This window comes from Streptomyces peucetius (assembly GCF_025854275.1).
Lineage (GTDB): Bacteria > Actinomycetota > Actinomycetes > Streptomycetales > Streptomycetaceae > Streptomyces > Streptomyces peucetius_A.
The window spans coordinates 4,580,241-4,594,944 of sequence record NZ_CP107567.1; the positions used below are offsets into that span (position 1 = coordinate 4,580,241).

General features: G+C 71.0%; 14 protein-coding genes and 1 pseudogene. 10 read left to right on the plus strand and 5 right to left on the minus strand.

What is annotated here, in order from left to right; genetic code table 11:
- Positions 1-23: 23 nt before the first annotated feature.
- The 3 genes and pseudogenes from OGH68_RS21155 to OGH68_RS21165 all read left to right on the plus strand — a co-directional run bounded on the left by OGH68_RS21155 (position 24) and on the right by OGH68_RS21165 (position 3,472).
- Complete coding sequence (locus OGH68_RS21155) at positions 24-935, plus strand: glutaminase (RefSeq protein WP_413471119.1); 912 nt, start codon at positions 24-26, stop codon at positions 933-935.
- 152 nt (positions 936-1,087) lie between these two features.
- Positions 1,088-1,156 (plus strand): annotated as a pseudogene (locus tag OGH68_RS21160) (zinc-ribbon domain-containing protein); the annotation flags it as partial.
- 105 nt (positions 1,157-1,261) lie between these two features.
- Complete coding sequence (locus OGH68_RS21165) at positions 1,262-3,472, plus strand: hypothetical protein (RefSeq protein ID WP_264250463.1); 2,211 nt, start codon at positions 1,262-1,264, stop codon at positions 3,470-3,472.
- A gap of 22 nt (positions 3,473-3,494) precedes the next feature.
- On the opposite strand, the gene OGH68_RS21170 is transcribed toward OGH68_RS21165, so the two are convergent.
- Positions 3,495-4,022: a GNAT family N-acetyltransferase gene (locus tag OGH68_RS21170; RefSeq protein ID WP_264246281.1), complete on the minus strand. Its 528-nt coding sequence runs from the start codon at positions 4,020-4,022 to the stop codon at positions 3,495-3,497.
- 123 nt (positions 4,023-4,145) lie between these two features.
- On the opposite strand from OGH68_RS21170, the gene OGH68_RS21175 reads away from it, so the two are divergent.
- A complete protein-coding gene (locus OGH68_RS21175; protein WP_264246283.1) occupies positions 4,146-5,432 on the plus strand; it encodes a geranylgeranyl reductase family protein in 1,287 nt (428 codons plus the stop codon).
- Positions 5,429-5,986: a GNAT family N-acetyltransferase gene (locus OGH68_RS21180; RefSeq protein ID WP_264246284.1), complete on the plus strand. Its 558-nt coding sequence runs from the start codon at positions 5,429-5,431 to the stop codon at positions 5,984-5,986. The genes OGH68_RS21175 and OGH68_RS21180 overlap by 4 nt, the downstream gene beginning before the upstream one ends.
- A 16-nt stretch (positions 5,987-6,002) precedes the next feature.
- Here the strand turns inward: OGH68_RS21180 and OGH68_RS21185 are convergent, their stop codons facing one another.
- Positions 6,003-7,040: a helix-turn-helix domain-containing protein gene (locus OGH68_RS21185; protein WP_264246286.1), complete on the minus strand. Its 1,038-nt coding sequence runs from the start codon at positions 7,038-7,040 to the stop codon at positions 6,003-6,005.
- A gap of 114 nt (positions 7,041-7,154) precedes the next feature.
- Here OGH68_RS21185 and OGH68_RS21190 point away from each other — a divergent pair, with 114 nt between their 5' ends.
- Positions 7,155-8,057, plus strand: coding sequence for an NAD(P)-dependent oxidoreductase (locus OGH68_RS21190; protein ID WP_264246289.1), 903 nt, complete (start codon positions 7,155-7,157; stop codon positions 8,055-8,057).
- Between the two features lie 69 nt (positions 8,058-8,126).
- Here OGH68_RS21190 and OGH68_RS21195 read toward each other — a convergent pair whose 3' ends face one another.
- From OGH68_RS21195 to OGH68_RS21205, 3 genes are all read right to left on the minus strand, one after another.
- The gene (locus OGH68_RS21195) at positions 8,127-8,600 is read right to left on the minus strand and encodes a hypothetical protein (protein WP_264246290.1); all 474 of its coding nucleotides are present in this window, start codon (positions 8,598-8,600) and stop codon (positions 8,127-8,129) included.
- A gap of 134 nt (positions 8,601-8,734) precedes the next feature.
- Positions 8,735-9,529 (minus strand): class I SAM-dependent methyltransferase, encoded by a 795-nt coding sequence (locus OGH68_RS21200; protein WP_264246293.1) that lies wholly within the window; start codon positions 9,527-9,529, stop codon positions 8,735-8,737.
- Between the two features lie 495 nt (positions 9,530-10,024).
- Positions 10,025-10,837: a C40 family peptidase gene (locus tag OGH68_RS21205; protein WP_264246294.1), complete on the minus strand. Its 813-nt coding sequence runs from the start codon at positions 10,835-10,837 to the stop codon at positions 10,025-10,027.
- Positions 10,838-11,573: 736 nt separating this feature from the next.
- Between OGH68_RS21205 and OGH68_RS21210 the strand changes: the two genes are divergently transcribed.
- The 4 genes from OGH68_RS21210 to OGH68_RS21225 all read left to right on the plus strand — a co-directional run bounded on the left by OGH68_RS21210 (position 11,574) and on the right by OGH68_RS21225 (position 14,692).
- On the plus strand, positions 11,574-11,933 hold the full coding sequence (locus tag OGH68_RS21210) for an NADH-quinone oxidoreductase subunit A (RefSeq protein WP_003974383.1): 360 nt from the start codon (positions 11,574-11,576) through the stop codon (positions 11,931-11,933).
- A gap of 18 nt (positions 11,934-11,951) precedes the next feature.
- Positions 11,952-12,506 (plus strand): NuoB/complex I 20 kDa subunit family protein, encoded by a 555-nt coding sequence (locus OGH68_RS21215; protein WP_264246297.1) that lies wholly within the window; start codon positions 11,952-11,954, stop codon positions 12,504-12,506.
- A 138-nt stretch (positions 12,507-12,644) separates the two neighbouring features.
- On the plus strand, positions 12,645-13,373 hold the full coding sequence (locus OGH68_RS21220; RefSeq protein WP_264246299.1) for an NADH-quinone oxidoreductase subunit C: 729 nt from the start codon (positions 12,645-12,647) through the stop codon (positions 13,371-13,373).
- On the plus strand, positions 13,370-14,692 hold the full coding sequence (locus OGH68_RS21225) for an NADH-quinone oxidoreductase subunit D (RefSeq protein WP_264246300.1): 1,323 nt from the start codon (positions 13,370-13,372) through the stop codon (positions 14,690-14,692). Before OGH68_RS21220 ends, OGH68_RS21225 begins: the two co-directional genes overlap by 4 nt.
- Positions 14,693-14,704 lie beyond the last annotated feature (12 nt).

The window sequence follows — 14,704 nt, forward strand, 5'->3', positions numbered from 1 at the left end:
GCATGGAGCTTCACGGAATCGCCGTGGACTATCAGGCGGTTCTGGAGCAGATCGCCGCCGATGTCGCCCCGCTGGTCGGCAGCGGCACGCCCGCCGAGTACATCCCGGCGCTCGCCGGTGTCGACCCGCGGCACTTCGGCATGGCCGTCGCCGATGTCAACGGCAAGGTGTACGGAGTGGGGGACTGGCAGCGCCCCTTCTCCGTGCAGTCGATCACCAAGGTTTTCGCTCTCGCGCTCGCGCTCGCCGAGGGCGACGACAGCCTGTGGGAGCGCGTCGGCCGTGAACCGTCCGGCAACCCCTTCAACTCGCTGGTGCAGCTGGAGTACGAGAACGGGATCCCGCGCAACCCGTTCATCAACGCGGGCGCCCTCGTCGTCACCGACCGGCTGCAGACCCTCACCGGTGACGCGAGCAGCGAACTGCTGGAGTTCCTGCGGGAGGAGAGCGGCAACCCGGACCTCGCCTTCGACCCGGAGGTCGCCGAGTCGGAGTCCGCGCACGGCGACCGCAATGCCGCCCTCGCCCACTTCATGGCCTCGTACGGCAACATCACGAACCCCGTGCCGACGCTGCTCGACCACTACTTCTGGCAGTGCTCGATCGAGATGAGCTGCGCCGACCTGACGCTGGCGGCCCGCTTCCTGGCGCGGCACGGGCTGCGCGCCGACGGCACACGGCTGCTGACCCGCAGCGAGGCCAAGCAGATCAACGCCGTGATGCTGACGTGCGGCACGTACGACGCGGCCGGCGACTTCGCCTACCGGGTCGGGCTGCCCGGCAAGAGCGGGGTCGGCGGCGGGATCGTGGCGGTCGTACCGGGGCGGTGCACCCTGTGCGTATGGAGCCCCGGGCTGGACGCCCGCGGCAACTCGGTGGCGGGTGTGGCGGCGCTGGACCGCTTCACGACGCTGACCGGTCTCTCCGTGTTCTGACGTCTGCGTCCACTTCCCTTGCGGAAGGGTCGAGTTGACGGGAACCGGCCGATGGTGAAGATGAGTCAGTTGTCTACGACCGACCGACCGACCGTCCGCGCCGCGCTCGTCTGCTCCCTCCCCGTCCCTGCCTGCCGTCTCGGAGTCTCCCCATGGCGTCGTACTGCCAGCACTGCGGCACCCCATCCCCGGATGAGGCACGCTTCTGCATGAAATGCGGGAAGGAGCGGCTGCCCGAAGCGCCGTCGACGCCACCGGCGCCGGCAGCCCCCGCGACCCCGGCGATGCCCCCGGCCCCGCCCCCGCCGGCGTACGGGCCCGGCCCCGTGCAGCCGTCGCCCCTCGGCGGCTTCCTCGGCAGGGCCTTCCGGGGCGACTGGCTGCCGGCCGCCAGGGCCGCGCTCTGGCCGGCCGGACTGCTGCTGGGGCTCGCGATCGCGCTGGCCGTTCCGTCCTACGGCCAGGGCGACGAGGTCGTCGTCGGCTGGAGCGACCGGCTCCGCATCGCCCTGGCGCTGCTGCTGCAGGGCGTCGGCGGCGACTTCGCGCTGAAGGCGGGCCAACCGTCGCAGTACGGCCCTGACGGTTTCGGCGACGCGTACGGCTCCGGCTCCGGCATGGACGACCTCGCGCAGGGCAGCGCGTCGCTCTCCCTCGTACCGCTGACGGTGACCGCGCTGCTGATCGCGGCGCTCTGGCTCGCCGCCCGCACGCTGCGGCGCCGCGGCGAGGGCCCTGAGGCGGCGGTACGCGTCTCCGTGCTCGTCACGGGCGTGATGCTGGTCCTCGGCCTGTTCGCGCAGCCCGAGATCATGGGTGTGAAGGTCTCCTCCTCGCCCGTGCTCGCCGCGCTCGGTGCGCTGGTGCTCTCCCTCGTGGTGACGGCCGGGGTGCTGCAGCGCGACCGGTTCGCGGCCCGGCTCGCCCAGCGGCCTGCCGCCGGGTCGGCGGTGCGCGCGCTGGGCACGGCGGTCGGCGCGGTGTGCGCGGTGGTCGCGCTGTGCTCGCTGGTCGGCTTCGTCGTCTACGCGAACACCGACGACGTCGACGGCACCGCGCTGCTCCTCGCCCTGCCGGTCCTGCCCAACATCGGTTTCGCCGTCCTGGGGCTGAGCTGGGGTGCGTCGGTGGAGTACAGCTTCCGGGGCAGCTCCGGCTGGGGCGGCACCGCCGTGGAGCGGGGCACCGTCGGACTGGGCGAGATCGGCGACGAGTGGGGCGGCGGGGCCGTGACCGGTGTGCTGGCGCTGGGTGCGGTGTGCGCGCTGGCCATCGGCCTCTGGACGGCCCGCCGCTCGGCCGACCGGCGCGAGCAGGTAGTGGCCGGAGGGCTCGCGCTGGGTCTGGTCCTGGTGTTCGCGGGCCTCAGTGGTGTCACCACCGATCTGGCGGGCGCCTTCGGCGACTTCGGCGGCCTGGGCAGGACCCAGGTTGCCCCGAGCGTGCCGGAGGTGTTGCTGTTCGGCCTGCTGTGGGTGGGTGGATCGCTGCTGCTGGGCCCGGTGCTGCTGCGCCTCGGGAGCGGTGGGCAGGGGCCGTCGGGCACGACGCCCGCCCCGCCCGCGCCGGTGTGGCCCGCTGCCGGGCAGCCGCCCGCCGGGCGCACCGCGCACGCCGCGCCGCCCTACGCCCCGGGCTCCGCCGTCCCCGCGCAGGCCCCGCCCCCCGCCGCATCCGCTGCCGCCCCCGAGCCGGGCCCGGCCGGCCCCGTACCCACGCCCACCGCCGTGGACGGCGGCGCAGCGGCCCACCCGCCCGCGCCGTACGTGCCGCAGCCCCCGCTCCCCGGCGCGTACGACGAGCCCGCCGCCGACGGGGGCGGCCGCAAGCGGCGCGTCCTGGTGTGGACGGCCACGCTCACCGCGGCGTTCGTCGTCGGCGGCGGTGCGACGGCCGGGGTGCTGATGCTTCAGGACAAGGACGACCGGGCCGACCCGGGCATCGAGATCGTCGGGACGCCCGGCACCGACGCCAAGGCCTCCGCGTCGCCCTCGCCCACCCCACCGCCCACGGCGTCCGCCGCCACGCCGTCCGCCGCGCCCTCGTCCCGCGACCCTCTGCCGTCCGACAGCGCCGACTCCGGGCTTCCGCCCGGTTTCGTCCTGAAGCGGGACCCGGCCGGGTTCACCATCGGCGTGATGGAGGGATGGTCCCGCCGGCAGGCCGGCAGCCAGGTGTTCTACGAGGCCCCCACCGGGGGCGAGTACATCCAGGTCGGGATCGTCAAGGACACACCGATGAGCAGTCACGACAACTTCACCGGCCTGGAGCGCAAGCACCTGGCGAACACCCGGAGCGACTACGAACGGATCCGGCTGGAGGAGAACACCTACCAGGGACGCCCGGGCGCGATCTGGGAGTTCACGCACATCCCCGAGCCCGAGGAGAGCCCTCTGCGGCGCCACGTCATCGACCAGGCGTTCGTCGCCGCCGACGGCACCGAGTACGCCATCCTCGCCGCCTGCCGCGCCGACGCGTGGGACCCGGTCACGGACACGGTGTTCTCCACCGCCGTCGACACGTTCGAGGCCGGCTGACCTCCGGGGCCGGCCGGCCGGGTCAGGGGCGGACGGTTCCCAGCTCCAGCCGGAAGCAGAAGCCCTGCTGCCGGGAGACGGGCGTGGTGAAGCTCTCCACCAGCTCCATGCCGAGCCGCCGCGTCACGGCGATGGACCGCTCGTTGCGCGAGTGCACCATCGCCACGACCCGCTCCACCCCCGCCGCCCGTACCCGCTCCAGCGTCGTGCGGGCGGCGGCGGTCGCGTACCCCTTGCCCCAGGCGGAACGCGCCAGCCGCCAGCCGATCTCGATCTCGCCGACGGGGCCGAAGTCCTGGTGCGGCCACGGCTGCGCGCCGGTGAAACCGATGACCTCGCCGTCCTCGTCGAGCATCGTCCAGAGGCAGAAGCCGTGCTCGGCGTCGTGCCGGCGCTGCCGCGCGGTGAGCTCCTCGTAGACGGACAGTTCGGCCGCTTTCCCGCCGTGGAACTCCATGACCTCCGGGTCGTCGAAGACACGGTGCCAGGCGATCGCGTCCTCGTCCGTGGGGACCCGCAGCTGTATGACGGGGAGCGGCCTGCTGGTCATAGACGGAGCCCTTCGGTCGGTCGATCGGTACGCCACCTTAGACTGCACAAGACTGCACCTGTCCTGTGCCGTTCGGTACACAAATATCGACAGCGCCCCATCGAATCTTCGGGAGAAGCCGCCGTGACCGAAGCCCTCACCGAGCACACTGCCGATGTGATCGTCGTCGGGGCAGGCCCGGCCGGTTCCACGACCGCGTACCACCTGGCCAGGGCCGGACTGGACGTACTGCTGCTGGAGAAGACCGCGTTCCCGCGCGAGAAGGTCTGCGGCGACGGCCTCACACCGCGCGCGACCAAGCAGCTGGTGTCCATGGGCATCGACATCTCGGAAGAGGCCGGCTGGCTGCGGAACAAGGGGCTGCGGATCATCGGCGGCGGTGTGCGGCTCCAGCTCGACTGGCCGGATCTCGCCTCGTACCCGGACTACGGTCTCGTCCGCAAGCGCGACGACTTCGACGAGCAACTGGCCCGCCAGGCCCAGAAGGCGGGCGCGCGGCTGTACGAGCGGTGCAACGTCGCCGCGCCCGTCATCGACGACCGCACCGGCCGGATCACCGGTGTGCAGGCCAAGCTGGGCGAGGAGAAGACACCGGTCACCTTCCGCGCCCCGCTCGTCGTCGCCGCCGACGGCAACTCCTCGCGGATCTCGCTCGCCATGGGCCTGCACCGCCGTGAGGACCGCCCGATGGGCGTCGCGGTCCGCACGTACTTCACCTCGCCGCGTCACGACGACGACTACCTCGAATCGTGGCTGGAGCTGTGGGACCGGCGCGGTCCGGGCGAGGACCGGCTGCTGCCGGGCTACGGCTGGATCTTCGGCATGGGCGACGGCACGTCCAACGTCGGCCTCGGCGTCCTCAACACGTCGGCGTCGTTCAAGGAGCTGGACTGGCGCGAGGTCCTCAAGGCCTGGTGCGCCTCGATGCCCGAGGACTGGGGCTACACCGAGGAGAACATGACCGGCCCGATCCGCGGGGCGGCCCTGCCGATGGCGTTCAACCGCCAGCCGCACTACACGCGCGGACTGCTGCTGGTCGGCGACGCGGGCGGCCTGGTCAACCCGTTCAACGGCGAGGGCATCGCGTACGCGATGGAGTCCGGCCAGATCGCGGCCGAGGTCATCGTCCAGGCCCAGGCCCGGCGCACCCCGGCCCAGCGCGAACTGGCCCTGCAGCGCTACCCGAAGGTCCTCAAGGACACCTACGGCGGTTACTACACGCTGGGCCGCGCGTTCGTGAAGCTGATCGGCAACCCGAAGGTCATGAAGATCGCGACGCAGCGCGGTCTGACGCACCCGCTGCTGATGAGGTTCACCCTGAAGATGCTGGCCAACCTGACCGACCCGACGGGCGGCGACGCGATGGACCGCATCATCAACGGCCTGTCCAAGGTCGCCCCGAAGGCATGACGCCGGCCGAGCTCCCCGGCGGCGTCCGCCTGCGCCCGGCGACCGCCCTCGACGCGCCGGCGCTGACTGCGGCGTACGTGGACAACCGGGACCACCTCGCGCCCTGGGAGCCGCGCCGCCCCGACGAGTTCTTCACCGTCGGGGGCCAGTCGCGCCGTCTCGCCGAGCGGCTGGGCGAGTACGAGGCAGGACGCCTGGTGCCGTGGCTGCTGGTGGCCGGCGACGGGCGCGTCGTCGGCACGATCACCCTCTCCGGCGTCGTCCGCGGACCCTTCCGCAGCGCCTCCCTCGGCTACTGGACGGCTGGTGACCAGCAGGGCAGGGGGCTCGCGACGGCGGCGGTGGCGGCGGTGTGCTGCCTCGCGGCCGACGAGCTGGGCCTGCACCGGATCGAGGCGTCGGCCCTGGTGGACAACGTGCGCTCGCAGCGGGTGCTGGAGAAGTGCGGCTTCGAGCCCATCGGCCTGGCGCCGCGGTACCTCCACATCGACGGCCGGTGGCGCGACCACCGTCTCTTCCAGCGCATCCTGCACGACGGCCCACCGGCCGCCTGACGCATCCCGGCCCTCGTCAGCGCCGCTTGCCCGTCAAGGCGGGCGGGGCGAAGGCGCGGCGGTAGTCGCTGGGGGAGATCCTGAGCGTGCGGGTGAAGTGGTGGCGCAGATTCGCCGCGCTGCCCAGCCCGCAGCGTTCGCCCACGACCTCCACGGGCAGCTCGGTGGTCTCCAGCAGGGATTGAGCCAGTGCCAGCCGCTGGGTGAGCAGCCAGCGCAGCGGTGTGGTCCCGGTCGCGGCCTGCAGCCGGCGGTGGAAGGTGCGTGGGCTCATCCCGGCGCGCCGCGCCAGCCCGGCAACGGTGAGCGGCCGGTCCAGGTGCCGGGACGCCCACTGGAGTACGGGCCCGATGCCGTCGTCGGCGGTCTTTGGCATCGCGTGCTCGATGAACTGTGCCTGGCCGCCGCTGCGATGAACCGGCACGACGAGCCGGCGGGCCACCTGGCCCGCGACGCGGGCGCCCAGGTCCTGGCGTACGAGATGCAGGCAGAGGTCCAGGGCGGCCGTCGCGCCCGCGCTGGTCAGGATGCGGTCCTCGTCGGTGTAGAGGACCGAGTCGTCGACGATCACCTCGGGGTGCCGGGAGGCGAGTTCGCCGGTGTGCTGCCAGTGCGCGGTGGCCCGCCGCCCGTCGAGGAGTCCGGCGGCGGCCAGCGCGAACGCCCCGGCGCACAGGGAGACCATCCGCGACCCGGACGCGGCGGCGGAGCGCAGCGCGTCGACCAGGGGCTCCGGCACCGGTTCGTCCCCGACCACGCAGGCCTCGGGCACCGAGGGCACGATCACGGTGTCGGCGCCGACGAGACCGTCCAGCCCGTGCGTCGTACGGATCCCGAACACGCCGCCGGCGGAGTCCGGGCCGGTGGTGTCCCCGCAGAGGCGGAGCTCGTACCAGGGGTCGGCGAGGTCGGGCTGTGCGATGCCGAACACCGCGCAGGCGATGGCCAGTTCGTACATGTCCCACAGCGTGAGTCCTACGCCGGCACCGGGGACGACGGCGATCGCGACGACGCCCGGGCCCGCCCCTGGACGCGGACCGGGTGACCTGCTCATGCTTCTGACCCTACGGCAGGATTTTTGCGCAGGTGGTCAGTTCTGCCGCTGTCGGGCGGGCCCACGGGTTGCGAGGCTGGAACTCCCAACGGCACGAAAGCGGAGCAACTTCTCATGTCTCATGAATCATCCTCGTCCGTCCCCGGTTCCACCCGACCGGTGTCCGTGATCGGGCTCGGGCAAATGGGCTCGGCGCTCGCCCGCGCGTTCCTGACGGCCGGCCGGACCACCACGGTCTGGAACCGTACGACCGGCAAGGCGGCCGCCCTGGTGGAGCAGGGCGCGCTCCGGGCGGACTCGGTCGCGGAGGCCGTCGTGGCGAGCGACGTCGTCGTGGTCTGCGTCCTCGACTACGCGACGGTCCGCGAACTCCTCGACCCGGTCGTGGCGTCACTGACCGGGCGCACTCTGGTCAATCTCACGTCCGGCTCCCCCGAGCAGGCGCGGGAGAGCGCCGAATGGGCAGGGGAACACGGCTTCGCCTACCTCGACGGCGCCATCATGACCACGCCGCCGGGCATCGGCGACCCGGCGAGCATGATCCTCTGCAGCGGCTCCCCGGCGGTGTTCGCCGAGCACCGCGAGACCCTGGCGGTGCTCGGCGACCCGCTCGGTCTCGGGGAGGACGCCGGTCTCGCCGCGCTGTACGACACGGGGCTGCTCGGTCTGATGTGGTCCGTGTTCGCGGGCTGGCTGCACGCCACGGCGCTCGTCGGCGCGGACGGCGTGCCCGCGAAGGCCTTCGCCCCGACGGCGATCCGCTGGCTGACGGCGGTCGGCGGTTTCATGGACACCTACGCGCCGCAGATCGACACCGGGCACTACCCCGGCGACGACGCCACGGTCGACGTCCAGCTCGCCGCGGTGCACCATCTGCTGGAGGCGTCCCGCGCCCGCGGCATCGACACACGACTGCCGGAACTGCACCGGGACCTGATGGCGAAGACGGTCGCGTCCGGGCACGGCCGGGACAGCTACGGGCGGGTGATCGAGCAGTTCCGCCCCTCTCGCGCCTGAGCTGCGCGTGCCGGGGCGTGCCTGCGGCGGGCGGTCGGGGACGGGGGGTACGGCACAGGGCCGGCCGGCTCAGGACAGGTTGACGACGGCCCGGTCGCCCACGACCGCCACGATCTTGACCTTCAGGCCGTTGACGACCGAGGTGCCCGAGGCGGACATGCTGCCGCTGAAGCTGTATCCCGGGGGACCGGCCGCCTTGTGCGTCAGGGTGTCGCCGGCGATGCGGACCACGGTGAAGCTTTTGAGACGGGAGCTGTCACCGACGAAGGTGATCTTGTCCCCCGCCCGTACCTCCACCTCGCAGCGGCTGTCCGCGCAGGCCCTCAGGTCCGTGCCGTCGGCGGCCTCCGGCAGCGCCGGGCCGGACGAGGCCGAGGATGACGGGGGAGCGGAGGGGGCCGGCGCCGCCGAGGTGCCGGGCGGGGCGGGAATCGCCGAGGGCTTGGCCGAGTCGTCGGCACCCCCGCCCCCGCACCCGGCCACCAGCGGCCCCAGCACGGTCGCACACAAGACGGCGCCGAGGCGGTACGCGGTGGAGGGCATTCGGCGGTCTCCCGGGCTCTCGTGACAGGTCCGCGGGCATGCATGCCCGGCCTCGGGCCCGTCGAAGCCCTCGACCGGCAGGAGGGCGTTTTCCGGTGTCCTTGGTGTGCTCGTGTCTGCCGGTGGGCTCGGGCTCAGGGCACGGCGTGGGTGACGCGGAGTTTCGACTGACCGTGCGGCAGCCGCTCCCAGTCGTCCATGAACCGGGCGACGAGACCGTGCCGCGCGGCCAGCCGGGTCAGGGTCTCCGTGCGGTAGTAGAAGTCCTCGCCCAGGACCTGGTGCTCACGTGTCTCGGTGCGGTCGAAGGTGAAGTCGAAGAAGCCGCCGGGCGCCAGCACCCGCCCGATGTGCGTGAGGCACTCGTCGATGACCTCCAGCGGCGAGTGCGAGAAGACGCTGTGCGCGTGGACGACCGTGAAGGACGCGTCGGGGAGGAAGTCGAGCCTCAGATCCTCCACGGGGGTGAGATACGGCATTTTGTGCTGGAGGCCGTAGTGGACGAGGGTCTTCTTCGCCTCGATGAGGATGTCCGGCGAGATGTCGATGCCGTAGTAGTGGCCGGGCTCCAGATGGTCGATGAACCGCCATCCGGCACGCAGGTTGCCGCAGCCGATCTCCAGCAGCCGGTCCTGCGGCCGCAGTCCGTGCTCCAGCAGGTAGTCGAACTGCATCTGCCCGATGGCGAGCCAGCGGCCGTGGGACGGCCCTCCGCCCACCGCCGCCTCGGGGCTCCGCGCGGTGTCCGACGCCATGACCGCCCGGTAGTACGCGACGTGCCCGCCGCGGTGCCGCAGCCGCAGCCACGTGTCCCGGCCCGCGCGGCGCAGATAGGGGACCACTCGCCGCGGGTGCCGCAGTGCGTACCGCACCTTGTGGCTGATCCGTGAGCGGTTCGTTGTCAGCCGGGATACGGGTCTGTCCTGCATGACGGTCTCCCTGGTGCCATCCGTGGGCTGCCCCTCTCGGATGCTATCCACGGACGGCCCCGCCCGCCTGGGCGCGGAGCGCACCGCCGCTCGTGCTCGGCGGGGCCCGGCGCGGCCCTGGGCCCGCGCGAGGGGCCGCCCGGCCAGGGTCTTCGGGTGGCGTCACCCGGAATCGAGGGGCTTCAGGGGCACCGAGCGGCGCCATTCGGCCGTCGGTCTCCTGGCGCTGCTCACCCTGGGCCTTTCCGGCCTCTCCGGCCTTTCCGGGCGGCGGCTGCGGCCGTCCGGTGGCCAGGAACCGGAGCCCGCCGGCAGCACCCGCTAGGGCCGTCCTCGACCGTGAGGCCACGCGCCGGAGGCCGGGGCGGGCGGCTGCCCGCGGATGCGACGCGAAGGGCCGCCGCTCCCCCGAGGGAGCGACGGCCCTTCCATGCGCCTCAGGGCGCTTCGAAGCAACCTCGGCGCTTCAGGCGCGCGTCAGCCGCTGAGCGAACGTCATAGGACGCGGACCGCGCCGCTCGCCGGGTAGCCCGACAGGTCCTGGATGACGACGCCCTTGCTGGGGTTCGCGGCGTCCAGGTACTGGCCGTCGCCGATGTAGACACCCGTGTGGTATGCCGAGCCGGCGCCGCCCCAGTAGAGGATGTCGCCGACCTGGAGGTTGGACGTGCCGACCTGGGTGCCCGCGACCGACTGGTCCTGCGAGACGCGCGGGAGGTCGATGCCGACGGTGCGGTAGGCGGCCTGGACCAGGCTGGAGCAGTCCCAGGCGTTGGGGCCGGTGGCACCCATGATGTACGCGTCGCCGAGCTGGGCCTTGAGGAAGGCGACCACCGTCGCGGCGCTGCCCGTGGCGGTGCTGCCGGCGGAGCTGTAGGCGGAGAGGGAGGTGCGGTCGGAGTCGCGGGACGCGCGCTCCCGGGCGGCCTCCGCGCGCTTCCTCGCCTCTTCCTCTTCCTTCTTCTTCTTGGCCTCGGCCTCGCGGTCCGCCTCGGCCTTGGCCTTCTCGGCGGCCTTCGCGGCCTTGGCCGCGGCGGCGTCCTCCTGGGCCTGCAACTGCGCCTGGAGCTCGAGGTCGAGGGCGACCTGCTGGGTGGCCTCGGCGGCCTGGGTGACCCCGGCGACGGCGTCGGCGGTGAGAAGGGGCATCTCGATGGTCTCGGTCACCGGCTCGGCGTTCGCCGGTCCGGCAGCACCGGCCACCGCGATGGTGCTGAGGAAGCCACCGGCAACTCCGGCCCGTATCGCCATTTTCGAGGCGCTGCGGCGGGGCTTCCGGTGGCTGGGTATGTGAGCGGTGTGGGACATGAGTACAACCGCTATCAGGGCTTCGCGGTTCCCTTCAAGAAACGTGTGTTGCGCCACAGTTACGACCGGAACCTCTGAATCCGCTCCGCATGGACCCTTATTGACGCCGTAACGGGCAAAACGGGCAAGGATGATCAGGGCTGTGATCATGGGCTTTCCGTAAAAGGTCCGAATTGCCGGTGGCTTACCACCCCTTTACGTCCATGGCCAAGCCCCGCTTTTGTTGAACTCTTGAGTGAGTGGCGCAGGTCACAGAATGGTCAACGCCGTCGCGATCGGAAGCCCGTGGAGCGGCGTCCGCGTCCACTGCGATCCAGCCGGTGCCACTGCCGGGTGACCCGCCGTCCAATATCACCCGATGCGGTCCATCTCCAATTTGCGTGCACTCGCCACCCCTTGATAGGGCGCACCGGCTCCGACCAGCGAAGACGCCGCTCAATGTCACAGCTCGTGATCGGTCGAGCGCTTCGCGTATGAAGATCACCGCTCATCCGACTTCATGATCCTTCGTCGGGTGGTGGAGATCACAAACTCCATGGCCGACCCCGTGTCGCAGATCACAGACCGACAGGCATAGGATGCGGGGCAGTCGGGCTTGTGAACTGCCTCACATGTACACGATCTTCGAGCGCGATCCTCGGTCGCGATCTTCGGAAGTCGGGTGTCACCTGCGGGGCGGCGAGGCGGTTGCCCGGTGCGGTCCAACGGTCAAGGACGACTGGAAGGAGCGAGGAGGGTGAATGCTTACGCGCCCATCCTTGTGCTCGGCGCCCTCGGGGCAGGGTTTGCGATCTTCTCCGTGGTCATGGCCACGCTTATCGGCCCCAAGCGGTACAACCGGGCAAAGCTCGAAGCGTACGAGTGCGGCATCGAACCGACTCCTACGCCCGCCGGAGGCGGGCGCTTCCCGATCAAGTACTACCTGACGGCGATGCTCTTCATCATTTTCGACATCGAGATCGTCTTCCTCTATCCCTGGGCCGTCACCTTCGACGCCCTGGGGATCTTCGGGCTCGTGGAGATGCTGCTCTTCGTGCTCACCGTCTTCGTCGCCTACGCGTATGTGTGGCGGCGTGGCGGTCTGGAATGGGACTGAGGGGCTGAGGGGCACACCATGGGACTCGAAGAGAAGCTGCCGAGCGGTTTCCTGCTGACCACCGTCGAACAGGCCGCGGGCTGGGTGCGCAAGTCATCCGTCTTCCCTGCGACCTTCGGCCTGGCCTGCTGCGCCATCGAGATGATGACGACCGGCGCCGGCCGGTACGACCTGGCGCGCTTCGGCATGGAGGTCTTCCGCGGTTCGCCGCGCCAGGCCGACCTGATGATCGTGGCCGGCCGGGTGAGCCAGAAGATGGCGCCCGTCCTGCGCCAGGTCTACGACCAGATGCCCAACCCCAAGTGGGTCATCTCCATGGGTGTTTGCGCGTCATCGGGCGGAATGTTCAACAATTACGCGATTGTGCAGGGCGTTGATCATATTGTCCCTGTCGACATCTATTTGCCGGGCTGTCCTCCCCGCCCCGAGATGCTGCTGGACGCGATTCTCAAGCTCCACCAGAAGATCCAGACCTCCAAGCTCGGCGTGAACGCGGAGGAAGCCGCCCGCGAGGCGGAGGAGGCGGCCCTCAAGGCGCTCCCGACGATCGAGATGAAGGGGCTGCTGCGGTGAGCGACGGCCGTTACATCAGCCGCTGCCGCGGCGGGGCGGCCGCCGGGCCGCGGACGGACACGAAAGCCGCGCCTCTGCTCCCCCTGCCTTCGGCGGGTGGCGCCCCCAGCGCGGGCGGAGAAGCACCAGGGGGACACGATGAGTGACCAGCCGAACCCGGAGAAGGAGCTCTCGGAGCAGAACCTTCCCGGCCAGCGTGGCGAACACGGTGAGGAGATCCGCGTCCAGCGCGGCATGTTCGGCGCCAACAACGGAGGGGACACGTCCGGTTACGGCGGGCTCGTACGCTCCGTACGGATGCCGGGCCCGGCCTCCCGCCCGTACGGCGGCTATTTCGACGAGGTGGCCGACGAACTCGAGGGCGCGCTCGAGGAGCAGGGCCTGGCGCCCGAGAACGCCATCGAGAAGACCGTCGTCGACCGCGGTGAACTCACCTTCCACATCGCGCGCGAACACCTGGTGCGGGTGGCGAGGACCCTGAGGGACGACCCGGCGCTGCGCTTCGAGCTCTGCACCGGCGTGAGCGGGGTGCACTACCCCGAGGACAAGGGCCGCGAGCTGCACGCCGTCTACCACCTGCGCTCGCTCACCCACGGCCGGCTGATCCGGCTCGAGGTCGCCGCCCCGGACAGCGACCCGCACGTCCCGTCCCTGGTGCCGGTCTATCCCACCAACGACTGGCACGAGCGCGAGACCTACGACTTCTTCGGGCTCGTCTTCGACGGCCACCCCGCCCTCACCCGGATCATGATGCCGGACGACTGGCAGGGCTTCCCGCAGCGCAAGGACGTTTCCCTCGGCGGCATCGCCGTCGAGTACAAGGGCGCCCAGATCCCGGCTCCGGACCAGCGGAGGTCGTACTCGTGACTACACCGTCTGCAAGCGCACGCGAAACCACCGAGGGCCCGGTCTACACGGTCACCGGTGGCGACTGGGACGAGGTCGTCCAGTCCGCGGCCAAGGCCGACGACGAGCGGATCGTCGTCAACATGGGCCCGCAGCACCCCTCCACGCACGGTGTGCTCCGGCTGATCCTGGAGATCGACGGGGAGACCGTCACCGAGGCCCGCTGCGGCATCGGCTACCTCCACACCGGCATCGAGAAGAACCTCGAGTACCGGACCTGGACGCAGGGCACCACCTTCGTCACGCGCATGGATTACCTGACGCCGTTCTTCAACGAGACGGCGTACTGCCTCGCCGTGGAGCGGCTGCTCGGCATCGACGACCAGATCCCCGACCGGGCGTCGGTCGTCCGCGTGCTGCTGATGGAGCTCAACCGGCTCTCCTCCCATCTGGTCGCCATCGCCACCGGCGGCATGGAGCTGGGAGCCACCACGATCATGATCTACGGATTCCGTGATCGTGAACTCATTCTCGACGTCTACGAGCTGATCACCGGCCTGCGGATGAACCACGCGTACATCAGGCCCGGCGGACTCGCCCAGGACCTGCCCCCCGGCGCGGTCGACCAGCTCCGCGAGCTCGTGAAGACGCTCAAGAAGAATCTGCCGGAGTACGACAAGCTCGCCACCGGCAACCCGATCTTCAAGGCCCGTATGCAGAACGTCGGCCACCTGGATCTGACCGGTTGCATGGCGCTCGGCGCGACCGGACCGATCCTGCGCTCCACGGGCCTCGCCCACGACCTGCGCAAGACCGACCCGTACTGCGGCTACGAGACCTACGACTTCGAGGTCCCGACCGCCGACACCTGTGACTCCTACGGCCGTTTCCTCATCCGCCTCGAGGAGATGCGGCAGTCGCTGCGGATCGTCGAACAGTGCCTGGACCGGCTGGAGCCGGGCCCGGTGATGGTCGGTGACAAGAAGATCGCCTGGCCCGCGCAGCTCGCGCTCGGCCCCGACGGCCTCGGCAACTCGCTCGACCACATCAAGAAGATCATGGGCACCTCCATGGAGGCCCTGATCCACCACTTCAAGCTGGTGACCGAGGGCTTCCGGGTACCGGCCGGGCAGGCGTACGCCGCGGTCGAATCACCCAAGGGCGAGCTCGGCGTGCACGTCGTCTCCGACGGCGGCACCCGGCCCTTCCGGGTCCACTTCCGCGACCCGTCGTTCACCAATCTGCAGGCCATGGCGGCCATGTGCGAGGGCGGCCAGGTCGCCGACGTCATCGTCGCCGTCGCGTCCATCGACCCCGTGATGGGAGGCGTCGACCGATGACGGACGTATCGC